The sequence below is a fragment of the Herbaspirillum sp. 1173 genome, from assembly GCF_031455335.1.
Lineage (GTDB): Bacteria > Pseudomonadota > Gammaproteobacteria > Burkholderiales > Burkholderiaceae_D > Herbaspirillum > Herbaspirillum huttiense.
The window spans coordinates 19,784-33,757 of record NZ_JAVDSP010000003.1; the positions used below are offsets into that span (position 1 = coordinate 19,784).

General features: G+C 63.8%; 14 protein-coding genes. 4 read left to right on the top strand and 10 right to left on the bottom strand.

Translation table 11 applies throughout. From position 1 onward, the window contains the following. The first annotated feature begins 4 nt into the window (after positions 1-4). The gene (locus J2X56_RS11950) at positions 5-904 is read left to right on the top strand and encodes an IclR family transcriptional regulator (RefSeq protein ID WP_227022600.1); all 900 of its coding nucleotides are present in this window, start codon (positions 5-7) and stop codon (positions 902-904) included. An 85-nt stretch (positions 905-989) separates the two neighbouring features. On the opposite strand, the gene J2X56_RS11955 is transcribed toward J2X56_RS11950, so the two are convergent. The 9 genes from J2X56_RS11955 to J2X56_RS11995 all read right to left on the bottom strand — a co-directional run bounded on the left by J2X56_RS11955 (position 990) and on the right by J2X56_RS11995 (position 10,575). Further along, entirely contained in the window at positions 990-1,829 is an 840-nt protein-coding gene (locus tag J2X56_RS11955; RefSeq protein WP_134134981.1) for an ABC transporter substrate-binding protein, read from the bottom strand. A 169-nt stretch (positions 1,830-1,998) separates the two neighbouring features. Beyond that, a complete protein-coding gene (locus J2X56_RS11960) occupies positions 1,999-3,363 on the bottom strand; it encodes a cytochrome c (protein WP_134134979.1) in 1,365 nt (454 codons plus the stop codon). Beyond that, positions 3,356-4,960, bottom strand: coding sequence for a GMC family oxidoreductase (locus J2X56_RS11965; RefSeq protein WP_034334885.1), 1,605 nt, complete (start codon positions 4,958-4,960; stop codon positions 3,356-3,358). Before J2X56_RS11965 ends, J2X56_RS11960 begins: the two co-directional genes overlap by 8 nt. Before the next feature lie 18 nt (positions 4,961-4,978). Next, entirely contained in the window at positions 4,979-5,482 is a 504-nt protein-coding gene (locus J2X56_RS11970) for a sugar dehydrogenase complex small subunit (RefSeq protein WP_134134975.1), read from the bottom strand. Between the two features lie 198 nt (positions 5,483-5,680). Next, positions 5,681-6,385, bottom strand: a complete 705-nt coding sequence (locus J2X56_RS11975; RefSeq protein ID WP_034338301.1) for an ABC transporter ATP-binding protein — start codon at positions 6,383-6,385, stop codon at positions 5,681-5,683. Beyond that, on the bottom strand, positions 6,385-7,161 hold the full coding sequence (gene livG, locus J2X56_RS11980; RefSeq protein WP_034338298.1) for a high-affinity branched-chain amino acid ABC transporter ATP-binding protein LivG: 777 nt from the start codon (positions 7,159-7,161) through the stop codon (positions 6,385-6,387). The genes J2X56_RS11975 and livG overlap by 1 nt, the downstream gene beginning before the upstream one ends. Then, positions 7,158-8,384 (bottom strand): high-affinity branched-chain amino acid ABC transporter permease LivM, encoded by a 1,227-nt coding sequence (locus tag J2X56_RS11985; protein WP_121038907.1) that lies wholly within the window; start codon positions 8,382-8,384, stop codon positions 7,158-7,160. Before J2X56_RS11985 ends, livG begins: the two co-directional genes overlap by 4 nt. A gap of 43 nt (positions 8,385-8,427) precedes the next feature. After that, positions 8,428-9,354 (bottom strand): high-affinity branched-chain amino acid ABC transporter permease LivH, encoded by a 927-nt coding sequence (gene livH / locus J2X56_RS11990; protein ID WP_034350126.1) that lies wholly within the window; start codon positions 9,352-9,354, stop codon positions 8,428-8,430. Between the two features lie 99 nt (positions 9,355-9,453). Beyond that, complete coding sequence (locus J2X56_RS11995; RefSeq protein ID WP_039790367.1) at positions 9,454-10,575, bottom strand: branched-chain amino acid ABC transporter substrate-binding protein; 1,122 nt, start codon at positions 10,573-10,575, stop codon at positions 9,454-9,456. A 412-nt stretch (positions 10,576-10,987) separates the two neighbouring features. Between J2X56_RS11995 and J2X56_RS12000 the strand changes: the two genes are divergently transcribed. After that, on the top strand, positions 10,988-11,800 hold the full coding sequence (locus J2X56_RS12000; protein ID WP_209568460.1) for a phosphodiester glycosidase family protein: 813 nt from the start codon (positions 10,988-10,990) through the stop codon (positions 11,798-11,800). A gap of 367 nt (positions 11,801-12,167) precedes the next feature. Here the strand turns inward: J2X56_RS12000 and J2X56_RS12005 are convergent, their stop codons facing one another. Continuing rightward, entirely contained in the window at positions 12,168-12,452 is a 285-nt protein-coding gene (locus J2X56_RS12005) for a hypothetical protein (RefSeq protein WP_034338034.1), read from the bottom strand. A 219-nt stretch (positions 12,453-12,671) separates the two neighbouring features. Here J2X56_RS12005 and J2X56_RS12010 point away from each other — a divergent pair, with 219 nt between their 5' ends. Next, on the top strand, positions 12,672-13,538 hold the full coding sequence (locus J2X56_RS12010) for a M15 family metallopeptidase (RefSeq protein WP_209568462.1): 867 nt from the start codon (positions 12,672-12,674) through the stop codon (positions 13,536-13,538). A gap of 145 nt (positions 13,539-13,683) precedes the next feature. After that, positions 13,684-13,884: a hypothetical protein gene (locus J2X56_RS12015; RefSeq protein WP_083859771.1), complete on the top strand. Its 201-nt coding sequence runs from the start codon at positions 13,684-13,686 to the stop codon at positions 13,882-13,884. Positions 13,885-13,974 lie beyond the last annotated feature (90 nt).

A 13,974-nucleotide genomic window follows, 5' to 3' on the forward strand; every position in this document is an offset into this window, starting at 1 on the left:
GGGCATGCGGGCTCCCGCCGCCGGTGCAGAAAAGGGGGGCGCCGGCACCTTTTGGTGCGCCGCGCCAATCGAAAAAGGTGTGATAACCTCGCCCCATCGAGAAATGCAAAATGGATTTATGAAAAAAAAGAATGAGCCCGAGAACAAGGATGCAGTGCCCGACCGCACCGTACTGGGGGCCGAACGTAGCCTGGCAATCCTGAGCGCCTTCATTGATGCGCCCGAGCCGTTTGGGCTCACCGAGCTGGAAGCGCGTACGGGGCTGTTCAAGAGCGTGATCCACCGCTACATGATGTCGTTCATCAAAGCGGGATATGTCGTGCAACGGGCAGACAACTCATATCAGTTGGGGCCGCGCGCCTATCAGTTGGGCAAGGCCTTCGAAGCCCGGTTCGACTATGCCGACTTCATCATGCCCACGCTGGAGAAGCTGGTCCGGGCGACCGGCGAAAGCACTGCCTTCTATATCCGCCAGCAAGAGCAACGGCTTTGCCTGTATGCGGCCGAAACACCGGCCTCGGTGAAGGCCACAGTCAAGGCCGGCAGCCTCTTTGCCATGGACCAGACCTCCAGCGCGCAGGTGTTGCGTTTCTTTTCCGTGCCGGGGAATGCGGCGCGCTCGGGCGGCCGCTATGTCAGCATTTCGGTCGGGATCAACAATCCGCTGTCCTCGTCGATGTCGGCTCCGGTGTTCGGCGCCGGCAACGCATTGGTGGGTGCGCTGACCATTTTTGGCCTGAGCCTGCGCTTCGACCCGGCCGCCAGCGAGGCCATGCGGGCCACTCTGCTGCAGTTGGCGCAGGATTTGTCAGCCAGGCTGGGGGCCTCCCCCCAAGTCTATTGTTCACCCACAGCCGATATCTTCGATGAGGCTGCCGCGCAAGCGGTTGCCGGCGACGGATAAAGGCAGCACCAGGCCGCGGCAATGCAGGGACGTCCGCCGTACCACGCGCGGGAACCGGAACTGGAACTGATTTGAACCAAGCCTGCTAGCGCAGGCTGGCAATGGGCGTGAGCTTCTTGTCGCGGGGAATATTGAACTTGGTCTTGGGACCGAACCACTTGGTCCACATGGCGTCGATCTCGCCGTCCTTTTCCAGCGCGACCAGCGCCTTGTTGACGGCGTCCAGCAGTCGGTGCTCGCCCTTCTTGACACCCAGCGCCGTCGGCTCCCAGGCCAGTGCGCCTTCGACGAAGCGGAAGCGTCCGCCCGATTCGTTGACGAAGCGGATCCCCGAGGGCATGGCCACGGCCATGGCATCGACCTGCCGCTGGGCCAGCGCCAGGAAGGTTTGCGGGGTCTCAGGGAAAGTCAGCAAGGTGGCCTTGCGCAGTACGCGCCGCGCCGCCTGCTCCGGGGTGGAACCACGATTGGCGCTGATACGCTTGCCTTCCAGGTCGGAGACCAGATTCAGTCCGGAATCGCTGTACACGAGCAGCTTGATCGGCGTCTGGTAATGCGAAGCCGTGAAATCGATCTGGCGCGCCCGCTCGCGGGTATAGCCAAGTGCGCCCGAGACCAGGTCAACCTCGCCCTCGATCAGCGCCGGCAGTCTTGCCTCCACGGTCAGGCTCCGCTGTCGCATCTTGACGCCCAGCTTGGCGGCGATGGCACTGCACATGTCCACATCGAAACCGACGATCTGGCCGCTCTGCGGATCGGGGAAACCCAGCGGCTCATTGCTGGCCAGCGTGGCGCAGATCAGCGAGCCACGCTCCTGGATCTCGCCGAGCCGGTCCGCGTGTGCCGCAGCGGGAATCATCCAGGCGCTGGCCAGCAGCAGGCTGCCCATGCCCAGTTGCTTCAGGTGCTGCGAAATCTTTTTCATGCTTTTCCTCATCGAATGTCGAGGATAGCCCGAAACAATCCCGAATGTCACTCGCAGCAGACCATTGCCACGCAAAAGCCGCCACGCAGCACAAAAAAGAGCCGCCCGGTGTGGGCCGGGCGGCATCTGGTATGACATGTCAGGAGCGTTGGAAGGTCATCCTTCGGCTTCAGCCTGCCGTGCCGGGCTTGCGGCGACGACGCCACCAGACCGCCACGCCCAGCAGGACCAGCACCAGCAGCACCATGCCGCCGCGCGCCACCCACAACAGCGGCGAGGGCTCACCGCCGGCCCGCAAGGCTTTGACGCGCTCGGCGCTGATGCTGACCTTGCTGCCACCCAGATCCTGCATCAGGTAGTTGGTCACCGCCGCAATCTCGCCATCGTTCAAGGTATGAGCAAAGCCGATCATGCCTTGTCCGTGCTCCGGCAGCACGCCTTCGAGGATGGCCATGGCCACGTTGTCGGCATTGGGCTGGCGCAGCAGCGGATGCTGCTGCAGGGATGGCAGGCCGTTGAGGCCCTGGCCGCCGGTGTTGTGGCAGGAGGCGCAATTGTTCATATAGACACGTGCACCCACACTCATGGCGGCCAGCGCCTGGGGCGTATCGTCGCCCTGCACCGGGGTCAGCGCAGGGACGGCAGCAGCCGGCGCAGTCGCGGACGCCGGAGCCGCCTCGGCCGGACTGGCCGGCAGCAGATAGGTGGCCATCGCATCCAGATCCTCACGGGTCATGCGCGAGAAACTCTTTTCGATGGCTTCCAGCATCGGTCCGCCGGCGGTGGCCCCATTGGCGGCGTGGCCGCTGGCCAGGTACTCGGCCAGCATGGCGCGGGTCCAGGCCGGCTTGGCCTGCAAGGCAGCGGGGCTGATGTCGGGCGCGTACCAGGTGCCGAGCGAGGCCCCTTGCAGGCGGCGCTCCAGTTGCTCGGCCATGAGCACATTGCGCGGCGTATGGCAGGTGCTGCAATGGGCCAGGCCCTGCACCAGGTAGGCTCCGCGATTCCACTGCGCCGATTGTGCCGGATCGGGCTCAAAGGGCTTGGTGTCCAGGAACAGCCAGTTCCACGCCTTCATCGACATGCGGATGTTGAACGGGAACGGCAGCGCCGTCGCCGGCGCAGCCTGGTCCACCGGCTGCACGCCCTGCATGAAGTAAGCGTACAGCGCCGCCACGTCCTCATCGTTCAGCCGCGCATAGGCGGTGTAGGGCATGGCCGGATACAGGTTGCTGCCATCGGCACGCACGCCGCGACGCAAGGCAGCGGCAAATTGCTCCGGCGTGTACTGGCCGATGCCGTGGGTCTTGGAGGGCGTGATGTTGGTGCTGTAGATGGTGCCAAGAGGACTGCTGATCGGATGCCCGCCGCTGAACGGGGCGCGTCCCTTCTCGCTGTGGCAGGCGGCGCAGTCACCGGCGATGGCCAGGTACTCGCCGCGCTTGATCAACTGCGCATCATTGGCCGCATGGGCCAGCGCGACCACGCCCAGCAAGGACAGCATCGCCAGCAGGCGCTTGAACGGCTTACGCATGGCGGCTCTCCTCGATGATCTTGTCGGCCGTGCGCAGCGCCAGCGCCATCGCGGTCAGCGTGACGTTGCAGGTGCCGACCGTGGGCATGACGCCGGTACCGACCATGAACAGGTTCTCGTGGTCGTGTGCGCGGCCCCAGGCGTCGGTGACGCTGGTGGCCGGGTCCAGGCCCATGGAGAGCGTACCGGTGATGTGCTGGCGATTGGAGAACGCCCCGCTCTTGCTGTGCTTGATGTTGGTCGCACCCAGCCGGGCGGCGATGGCGTCGTAGGCGGCGCGGGTCTTCTCGGTGCCCTTGACGACGTAGTCGTCCACGTTCCAGTACAGGGCCGGGACGGGCAGGCCAAGTTCATCCTTCTTGTCGCCGAGGGTCACGCGGTTGTTGCGGTCGGGCAGTTGTTCCAGCGCGTTCTTGATGCTCAGGCGGCGTGCGGCGCGGAACAGGATCTGCTCTTCCAGGCGCTTGCCGAAGTAACCCTCGGCGAGCACTTCCTTGGTCACCGAGGCCACCTGCGAGGCATTGGAAATATCGATGCGGAACGGCGCGTGCTCCGCACGAAAATCGCCATCGCGGAACTGGCCGATGGAGCAAGGGCTGACCGGACCACGGCCGGGCCAGATTTCTTCATCCACATCGAAGGTCACGCCGATGGCCGGGTGGTCGCACAGGTTGCGGCCGACGTTGTCGCGGGCGTTGGCGATCCCCTGCGGGAACTTGTCGCTCACCGACATCAACAGCAGTTTGGGGGTCTCGATGGCATTGGCGGCCAGCACGAAGGTCTGCGCGGTGATGCGGTGGCTGACCTTGTTCCAGTCGTAATAATGGACGGCGGCGATGCGGCCTTTGTCGTCATGTTCCAGGCGATAGACCACGGCCTCGGTGATGACCTGTACGCCGCTGTCTTCGGCCTGCTGCGCAGCAAGCCCGCCGTGATACTGGGCATCGATGGGACACAGCGGCATGCAGTTGTTGTTGCCGCAGCAGGCCGGACGGCCGTCATAGTTGCGGCTGTTGCGGCCGGTGCTGTCGTCGAGCACGGTGAATTCCGGCGCCAGGCGGGCCGTCACGCGTTGCTGCAGCCACGAGGCCGGCACCCGCTCCATCGGGAAAGGATGCTTGCGCGGCGAGCCACTCTCGGGCGAACCGCCGACACCGGCGATGACCTCGGCCTGGTAGTAGTAGTCTTCCAGGTCGTCATAGCTGATCGGCCAATCCTTGCCGACGCCATACAGACTGTGCTGGCGGAAGTCGTTGGGTACATAGCGCCACAACTGCGCCGCCCAGTGCCAGCTGGTGCCGCCGAACATGCGGATGTACTGCGCATTGAAGGCATGAGGCCCCTTCTGCTGCAGATAGCCGTTGGGCTCCGGGGTATAGCGCGGGTGCGGTGCCAGCGGCGAATACGGATACGGCGCCATGAAGTCGGACTTGAAAGCCGAACTGCGGAAACGTTCAACCAGTTGGTCGCGGCCCATGCGCGGGCCGGATTCCAGCAGCAGCACCGACTTGCCGGTCTTGGCCAGGCGCGTAGCCAGCAAGGCGCCGGTCACACCGGCACCGATCACCACCACGTCGGCGGAATTGGGATTACTCATGAATGTCACTCTCGCAAATCAGGGCTGGCGCGACCAGCTGCCGCAGGGACCATAGGAAAAACTGGGCGGCACCAGCTTGCCGCTCACCAGTCCGTTGGAGAGCGTATTGATGTAGGTGACGTACTGGGCGTTCTTGCCCTTGCCGACCACGCCGTCGTACCAGGCGCCGAGGATGACGCGGGCCAGCTTTTCGCTGTCGCCCTGCTCGGCCGGGAAGGCCAGGCGCTCAGCCTGCAACAGCGCCGGCTGGGCTTGCAGCAGGCCCTTGAGCGATTGCAGGCGCGCGGCCAGGTCTTTTTCGGTTTTCGACAGGGCCAGCAGCAAAGCCGCGCCCAGCTTGGGACTCAAATCCTGGCGTTCAGTCAGTTGCCGGGAAACCTGAAGAAAATCGTCCACCGGCACGGTCGCCGGATTGTTTTGTGCCGTGACCCGGTGCGGCAGGGACCAGAACAGGCCGGCAGCGCCGGCACCTGCCATCAGGCCCGCCACTTTCAGTACCCGGCGGCGTGTGGGATGTGTCATGTCGTCGTCCAAATGAAAGGCCCCCAAAGCACGCTCAAGGTGCCGCGCCGTCGCGCCGGGGCCAGGATGGGCCGGTATTCTACGCACTTTGTTGCTGCTCTGCAGCAAAGGGCGCAGCAGGTTTTCAGGATACTGGAAACGACACGGCCCGGCCATGTACATGGCCGGGCCGTGGATCGGGTGGCGTCGCTGCCGGTATCAGCCGTGGCCGAGATAGGCCTTGCGCACGTCGCTGTTGGCCAGCAGGTTGGCACCGGTATCGGACATGACCACATGGCCGTTTTCCAGCACGTAGCCACGGTCGGCCACGCCCAGCGCCTTGTTGGCGTTCTGCTCGACCAGGAACACGGTCACGCCGCTGTCGCGGATGGTGCGGATGATCTCGAAGATCTGCGCAATCACCAGCGGGGCCAGGCCCAGCGTGGGTTCGTCCAGCAACAACAGGCGCGGCTTGCTCATCAGCGCGCGGCCGATGGCCAGCATCTGCTGCTCGCCGCCGGACATGGTCCCGGCCCGCTGCGCCGCGCGTTCCTTCAAACGCGGGAACAGTCCGAACACATACTCGATGCCCTGCTCGATCTCTTCATTGCTGGCAAAGAAGGCCCCCATTTTGAGGTTTTCCAGCACCGTCAGGCTGGGGAAGACGCGCCGGCCTTCGGGCGAGATCGCCAGTCCGCGGCGCATGATCTCATGGGTCGGCAGCTGCGTGATGTCCTGCCCTTCGAAGAGTACGCGGCCGCTGGAGGCGCGCGGACGGCCGCACAGCGTCATCAGGAGCGTGGTCTTGCCGGCACCGTTGGCACCGATGAGGGTAACGATCTCGCCCTTTTCCACCGTCAGCGATACGCCGTGCAGGGCCTCGATGGCACCGTAGTGGGTATGCACCTTGTCAAACTGCAGCATCATTCTTCTCCCAGGTAGGCCTTGATCACACGTTCGTCGCTGCGCACCTGTTCGGGGGTGCCGGTGACGATGGGCTTGCCGTGCTCCATGACCAGGATGCGGTCGGAGATGCCCATGATGAGGCTCATGTCGTGTTCGATCAGCAGCACGGCTACGCCATGTTCGCGGCGCAGGCGGTCGATCAGTTGCGACAGCTCCTGCTTCTCCTGCGGGTTCAGGCCGGCCGCCGGTTCATCCAGCAGCAGCAGGCGCGGCTTGGTGATCATGCAGCGGGCGATTTCCACGCGGCGCTGCAGGCCATACGAGAGCGTACCGGCCTCGCGGTTGGCCAGCGCCGTCAGGCCGAGCTGGTCCAGCCAGTAGGCCGCACGTTGCAGGGCCTCCTGCTCGGACTTGCGATAAGACGGGGTCTTCAGCAGCCCCGACAGCAGGTTGGTATTGACCTGCTGGTGTTGCGCCACCAGCAGGTTTTCCACCACGGTCATGGACTTGAAGAGGCGGATGTTCTGGAACGTGCGCACCAGCCCCTGCTGCGCCACCTGGTGGCTGGGCTGGCGGGCAATGGAGACGCCATCGAGCGCAATCTCGCCCGAGGTCGGCTGGTAGAAGCCGCTGATGCAGTTGAAGACGGTGGTCTTGCCGGCCCCGTTGGGACCGATGATGGCGAAGACTTCGCGCTCCTGCACGGCCAGCGAGACGCCATCCACGGCCAGGAGGCCGCCGAAGCGCATCGACAGGTTTGACACTTCCAGCATGGTTTTCACGGTCGGGTTCATTGCGGCAGCTCCACATGCGGACGGGTGGCAGGCAGCAGTCCTTGCGGACGCCACATCATCATCAGCACCATCACCAGGCCGAAGATCAGCATGCGGTACTCGGCAAAGCTGCGCGCCAGTTCCGGCAGCACGGTCAGCAGGATCGCCGCCAGGATCACGCCCAGCTGCGAGCCCATGCCGCCCAGCACGACGATGGCCAGGATCAGGGCAGATTCGATGAAGGTGAAGGATTCCGGCGTCACCAGGCCCTGGCGGGCGGCGAAGAAGGAACCGGCCAGGCCGGCGAAGGCCGCACCGAGCGTGAAGGCCGAAAGCTTCACGCGGGTCGGGTTGATGCCCAGCGAGCGGCAGGCGATTTCATCTTCACGCAGGGCTTCCCAGGCGCGGCCCATGGGCATGCGCAGCAGGCGGCTGGTGACGAAATACGTAAAGAGCACCATCAGCAAGGCCAGGAAGTACAGGAAGATCACCATGTGGCCACCCTGGTAAGTCAGGCCCAGCAACTGGTGGAAGGTGGTGCCGTCTTCGGTCAGCGGATTGCGCGCCATCACCACGCCGAACACGGTCGGCTTGGGGATGCCGGAGATGCCATCCGGGCCGCCGGTGAGGCTGGTCATGTTGTTGAGCAGCAGGCGGATGATTTCGCCAAAGCCCAGCGTGACGATCGCCAGGTAGTCACCGCGCAAACGCAGCACCGGGAAGCCCAGCAGGAAGCCGAACAGCGCGGCGGCAGCGGCCGACAGCGGCACGCATTCCCAGAACGAGAGGCCGAAGTACTGGTTGCACAGCGCATAGGTGTAGGCACCCACGGCATAGAAACCCACGTAGCCCAGATCGAGCAGGCCGGCGAAGCCGACCACGATGTTCAGACCCAGGCCCAGCACCACGTAGATCAGCGCCAGGGTCATCACGTCCACATAGCCGCGCGAACCGAAGAAGGGCCACACCAGCGCAGCCATCAGCAGGATCAGCACGGCCGCGCGCTGCTGGCCCGGCTGCATGCGCGGCAGCGCAGGCAGCTTGATGCCGGCGCTGGTGCGCGAGAGCGCAGGCTTGGCCAGCTGGAACAGGAACACGGCCAGCACCGCCACCAGCACCGGGGTCCAGTGGGTATTGAGGACCACGCGGTAGCCCTCCAGCTGCAGCTGCATGCCCAGCAGCGGGATGGTCAGTACGGCGGTCACCAGCGCCGCCGCCACGGCATTCTTGAAAGTCTCAGGCATCACGCCTCCTTGAATATGTCGTTGTCCGTCGAGCCGTGCGGGCTCAGACCTTTTCGATGTCGGGCTTGCCCAACAGGCCCGTGGGACGGAACAGCAGGATCAGCACCAGCAGCCCGAAGGACACCACGTCCTTGTATTCGGAAGGCAGGTAGCCGGCCGCGAAGGTCTCTGCCAGCCCCAGCAGCACGCCGCCCAGCATGGCGCCGGGAATGCTGCCGATGCCGCCCAGCACCGCCGCCGTGAAGGCCTTGATGCCGGCGATGAAGCCGATGTAGGGATTGAGCTTGCCGATGGTCAGGGCAATCAGCACACCGCCGACCGCCGCCAGCATCGCACCCAGGACGAAGGTGAAGGAAATCACCTTGTTGGTATCGATGCCCAGCAGGTTGGCCATGCCCATGTCTTCAGCGCAGGCGCGGCAGGCGCGGCCCATGCGCGAGCGCGCGATGAACAGCGTCAGGGCCACCATCAGCACCAGCGTCACGCCCACGATGACCATGCGCGAATACGGCACGGTGACGGTGAAGTCGCTGCCCATCTGGAATTCCAGCGCGCCCGAGATCAGCACCGGCACCGACATGTCGCGTGCACCCTGGCCGATCTGCACGTAGTTCTGCAGGAAGATGGACATGCCGATGGCCGAGATCAGCGGTACCAGGCGCGGGCCGCCGCGCAGCGGGCGATAGGCCACGCGTTCGACGGTCCAGCCGTACAGGCCGGTCACCAGCACCGAGACGATCAGCGCGCCACCCAGCAGCAGCGGCAAGGGATAGCCGGACTGCACGCCGATGGCGGTCAAGGTCACCAGGCCGACGTAGGAGGCGATCATGTAGATCTCGCCGTGGGCGAAGTTGATCATGCCGATGATGCCGTAGACCATGGTGTAGCCGATGGCGATCAAGGCATAGATCGCACCCAGCGACAGCCCGTTGACGAGCTGCTGGGTCAGTTGAGGGAGCAATTCATTCATGAGGGAACCCATAAAGTGGAAATGCCCCATTCCGACTGCAATGGGGCATTTCGCGGTTTGACGTCAGGTCAGACAGTCAGGCCAGCGATTCGGGGCGAATCACTTGGCTTCGGTCTTGGTGGCGTCCTTGTGCCAGGTGAAGACGACGAACTTGAAGGCCTTCAGGTCACCCTTCTTGTCGTATTCGACGTTGCCGATGGGGGTCTTGAAGCTGTTGCCGTGGATGTAGGCGGCGACCTTGTCCGGATCGGTGGACTTGGCGCCGGTGATGGCATCGGCAATGATCTTCACGGCCGAGTAGGCCGGCATCTGGAACGGACCGTTGGCGTCACGCTTGGCGGCGGCGAAGGCCTTGACCAGGGCGGCGTTGGCCGGATCGGCGGCGAAGTCGGCCGGCAGGGTCACCAGCATGCCTTCGGAGGCAGGGCCGGCGATGGCGGTGATGTCCTTGTTGCCCACGCCTTCGGGGCCCATGAAGACGGCCTTGACGCCCTGCTCACGCGCCTGGCGCATGATCAGGCCCATTTCCGGGTGGTAGCCGCCGAAGTAGACGAAGTCCACGCCCTGCGACTTCAGCTTGGTGACGATGGCCGAGTAATCGCTGTCACCGGCATTGATGCCTTCGAACACCACCACCGGTACCTTGGCCGCCTCCAAGGCCGACTTCACCGACGACGCCACGCCCTGGCCGTAGGACTGCTTGTCGTGCAGCACGGCGACCTTCTTGGGCTTGAGCTTCTCGATCACATAGCGGGCGGCGGCAGGACCTTGCTGGTCGTCGCGGCCGATGGTGCGGAAGATGAACTTGTGCGGCTTGGCTTCGGTCAGCTGCGGCGCGGTGGCCGACGGGGTGATCATGACCACGCCTTCGTTCTCGTAGATGTCGGAGGCGGGGATGGTGGAGCCGGAGCAGACGTGACCGATCACGTACTTGATGCCCTGGCTGACGATCTTGTTGGCCACGGCGACGGCCTGCTTGGGTTCACAGGCGTCGTCCATCATGACGGCTTCGAACTTGTTGCCGTTGGCGCCGCCGGCGGCGTTGATCTGTTCGATGGCGGTGAGGGCACCGGCCTTGACCATGTCGCCGTACTGGGCCACGGCACCGGTCAGGGGACCGGCGATGGCGATCTTGACGGTTTCGGCGTGGGCCACGCCGGCGAAGGCGGCAAAGGTGGCGGCGGCCAGGGCGATCTTGGTCAGACGGCTTGCAAACTTCATTGTCGTTTCCTCCAGGATGGAACGGATTCAAGAGGCGCCGTTACCTGGCGAACAGGCCGGCGCGCGTAGGGTTGTGGATACCTGACCCCGTTTTACGGGAGGCTGGCCGCAACATGGGGGCAGAGTGTAACACTGCCGTCATATGGGGCAAATTTTTTTTGAAATTTCGTCAAACCCCATCATTAATGCGCTGTGGTCTTCGATTTTTCGCACATTTCATGCCGTTTTTCTTCATTTTCCCATATTCGGTGCAGAACTGCACTGCAGCATGAGCGAATTCGGTGCATCACCTGCAAAGTCTTGATGGGACTGGATTTGCGGCCAAAATCCGTTTTCCCGTGGCAAGCCCGGCTTGCGCCATTTACAATACCGCCTCGCCCTCCGCGTTCCCGCAGAACAAGACCTGGTTTCGATGCTTCGCTCCCCTTCCCTCCCTGCCTCTGGTTTCCGCCGCACACTGCTGCGCCTGCTCGCATTGACCGGCGTGATACCGGCGCTGCTGGTGGGATCGGGCAGCCCGCCGGCACAGGCGGCCGAGGTGCGCCAGTACCAGTATCACCAGGTCTTCATCAGCACCTGCCGCGCTGATCCGCGCAGCGACACCATCCGCATGTACTGGAAGGATGCCGCTGGCACGCCGCTGGGCAACTTCAGCCGGCTCGATGCGCATCTGCGCAGCCAGGGACAGGAGATGGTCTGCGCCACCAATGCCGGCATCTACGACAAGCAATTGCAGCCGCTGGGGCTGTACGTGGAAGGCGGCAACCAGCTGCGCCGCCTCAATACGCGCAAGAACGCGTATGGCAATTTCTATCTGCAGCCCAATGGGGTCTTCGTGTTGAGCGAGCGCCAGGCTTACATCGTCGAGACCTCCGACTATGAAGCCGAACTGGGTCTTTGGAATGGCGTGACGCGCTACGCCACGCAATCGGGTCCGCTGATGATTGTGGACGGCAAGATCAATCCGCGCTTCGATCCCGAGTCAGCCAACACGGTGGTGCGCAATGCGGTGTGCCTGGATGCCGCGGGCATCGTCACGCTGGCCATCGCGCGCAATCCGATCAGCTTTTACGATTTCGCCAGTTTCCTTCGTGATGAGCTCAAGTGCAGTGACGCCTTGTACCTGGATGGCAGCATTTCGCGCATGTATCCCACGCTGGAAGCCAATATGGGTCCGGCGTTCGGGGCAATGATTGCGGTGGTGAAGGGGCATGGGGGGAAGTAGCTGGCACATGCGAAAAGATGGCGAAGACAGCCAGTCTTGTCCACCCGTTGAAGGGACGAAAAAAAGCCCGCAGCCAATGAACTGCGGGCAAGTTCCCTATCAAGAGGGAGGTTGAAGGAACAGTTCAACCACCTGTACGACTGCAAGCCGCAAAAAAAAGTTCGGAAAGATTTTTCCAGCCAACGCGCAAATTGCCCCCAAGGGCCAGGTGCTTGGCAAGATTCTTCACATTTACCGCAAAAACCACCTTTCCAGCGCCCCAAAAGAAAACGCCGCGACAGTTGCCCGTCGCGGCGCATGCAGTGCTGTTCCCACTGCGGGAGAGGGTGCGGCGCTTGCCGTCTTGTTGGCTCTTGTTGTGAGGCGTTTACTTTTGCGTACCACTGTCGCCAGAGGCGGCCGGGGTGCTCGGCGTAGTGGCCGAGGAATCCGAAGGCGTAGTCGGGGTCGGGGTCGCCGGCGTAGCGGTCGAGCCCGCAGCCGTACCGGAATCAGCCGGTGCCGGCGTGGTCGGGGTGCTGCTTGCCGGTGCCGGTTCCGAAGCGGCCGGCGGGGTGGCGGCAGGCGTTGCAGGCGCTTCGTCGCGCTTGTTGCAACCAGCCAGCACAGCAGTGAACACGGCGGCAGCCAAGAGGGTGTGGCGAATCTTCATATGTTGCCTCCTAAAGTTGTTGAGGGGGATTTGCCGAAATGCGGACAAACAGGCACAGAGCACGTGCTTGCCGGAATTCGACAGCTTCTGGACACCGATTATTCCCGTTCAGCCGTTCCAACGCTGTCAGAAAACGGCGCATCTTGATGTCAGCCATCACAGGCAATCTGACAATCCTGACAAAGCATTTCCCCCTGAAAACCCGTATCATCGCCTCCCATGATGACCTTCACCGCCCGCTTCCCCGCCCTCGCCCGCCTGACCCTCCTGCGCCGCGCGCTGGCCCTTCCCGCGACCGTGCTGGCGATGGCACTGCCGCTGGCCGCCCAGGCCGACATCACGCCGGTTTCCCCCGCGCAATGCGCCCAGATGCGGGCCAGCAAAGTCATCACCTCCGGCAATCCGGTCCCCTGCACGCGCCTGGCCACGGTCAGCTTCGACTACACCGATTTCGGCGGGGCCACCCGCCAGGGCAGCGTGGTGGTGCTCGACGCGCTGGCTCCGCAGGTCGAAGCGCTGTTCGGTGAGCTGCTCTTGCGCTCCTTCCCGCTGGCCGGGGCGCAAGGGCTGGAAGCCTATGACGGCGACGACCAGCGCTCCATGGCCGCCAACAACAGTTCGGCCTTCAATGGGCGCCCCATGACGGGCGGCGGTGGCTGGTCCAAGCACGCCTATGGCGCGGCCATCGACATCAATCCGCTGCAGAATCCTTATGTGAGCAAGGCCGGCAGCCCCGAGCAGGAAGTCCTGCCGCCGCAGGGCGCGGCCTACCTGCAGCGCGCGCCCCTGCAGCCGGGCATGGCCGAGGAGGTGGTCAGCGTGTTTTATGAACATGGATTCCTGGTCTGGGGCGGCCAGTGGAAACAACCCATCGATTACCAGCACTTCGAGATCGGCAGCCGCAGCTTCATCCTGAAACTGGCCAGTCTGCCCAAGGCCCAGGCGCGCGCCGAGTTTGAACGCTATGTGACGCGCTATCGCCAGTGTGCCCATCCCGCCACGGTCAATGCCACCGCGTCCGGCGACGACGATGCCCCCGAGGACAGCCGCCTGCGCGACCAGTGCGCCGCACGCTTGCGCAAGTAAGCAGCCCTCAGTCCATGCCGAACAGGTAAAGATCGGCAAGTTTCGGTAAACCAGCGCAGCAGCTTCATGGCGCGCCCCTATACTGCCCCGGCAATACCGGTCTGGGCGCTGGCCCGGGGGACAGCCTTACTTGAGGAGTGCACGCATGTCGACCAATTCCATTTCCGCCGTCTATCACGGCAACGCACCGGCAGGCGGCCAGCAGGCTGCGAAGAAGCCGGCCGTCAATTTCAATGACGTCCTGAAAGCCGCCGGACAGTCCACCCAAGTGGCCCAGTCCACTTCCGCACAGCCCAGCAGTACAGATACCAGCACCTTCACCACGACACCGACCCGCACGGTGTAAGCAGAATTATCCTGCCCGCAATGACAAAGGCCGGACAGTGCGCAAACACTGTCCGGCCTTTGTCCTGACACTCCTGGAAACTGGCCCGGT

What these genes read in the sequence shown, in the direction of transcription:
- J2X56_RS11950 (WP_227022600.1), top strand. Translation starts at nt 5, where the DNA reads ATGCGGGCTCCCGCCGCCGGTGCAGAAAAGGGGGGCGCCGGCACCTTT.
- J2X56_RS11955 (WP_134134981.1), bottom strand. Translation starts at nt 1,829, where the DNA reads ATGAAAAAGATTTCGCAGCACCTGAAGCAACTGGGCATGGGCAGCCTG.
- J2X56_RS11995 (WP_039790367.1), bottom strand. Translation starts at nt 10,575, where the DNA reads ATGAAGTTTGCAAGCCGTCTGACCAAGATCGCCCTGGCCGCCGCCACC.
- J2X56_RS11965 (WP_034334885.1), bottom strand. Translation starts at nt 4,960, where the DNA reads ATGAGTAATCCCAATTCCGCCGACGTGGTGGTGATCGGTGCCGGTGTG.
- J2X56_RS11960 (WP_134134979.1), bottom strand. Translation starts at nt 3,363, where the DNA reads ATGCGTAAGCCGTTCAAGCGCCTGCTGGCGATGCTGTCCTTGCTGGGC.
- livG (WP_034338298.1), bottom strand. Translation starts at nt 7,161, where the DNA reads ATGAACCCGACCGTGAAAACCATGCTGGAAGTGTCAAACCTGTCGATG.
- livH (WP_034350126.1), bottom strand. Translation starts at nt 9,354, where the DNA reads ATGAATGAATTGCTCCCTCAACTGACCCAGCAGCTCGTCAACGGGCTG.
- J2X56_RS12010 (WP_209568462.1), top strand. Translation starts at nt 12,672, where the DNA reads ATGATGACCTTCACCGCCCGCTTCCCCGCCCTCGCCCGCCTGACCCTC.
- J2X56_RS11975 (WP_034338301.1), bottom strand. Translation starts at nt 6,385, where the DNA reads ATGCTGCAGTTTGACAAGGTGCATACCCACTACGGTGCCATCGAGGCC.
- J2X56_RS12005 (WP_034338034.1), bottom strand. Translation starts at nt 12,452, where the DNA reads ATGAAGATTCGCCACACCCTCTTGGCTGCCGCCGTGTTCACTGCTGTG.
- J2X56_RS11985 (WP_121038907.1), bottom strand. Translation starts at nt 8,384, where the DNA reads ATGCCTGAGACTTTCAAGAATGCCGTGGCGGCGGCGCTGGTGACCGCC.
- J2X56_RS12000 (WP_209568460.1), top strand. Translation starts at nt 10,988, where the DNA reads ATGCTTCGCTCCCCTTCCCTCCCTGCCTCTGGTTTCCGCCGCACACTG.
- J2X56_RS12015 (WP_083859771.1), top strand. Translation starts at nt 13,684, where the DNA reads ATGTCGACCAATTCCATTTCCGCCGTCTATCACGGCAACGCACCGGCA.
- J2X56_RS11970 (WP_134134975.1), bottom strand. Translation starts at nt 5,482, where the DNA reads ATGACACATCCCACACGCCGCCGGGTACTGAAAGTGGCGGGCCTGATG.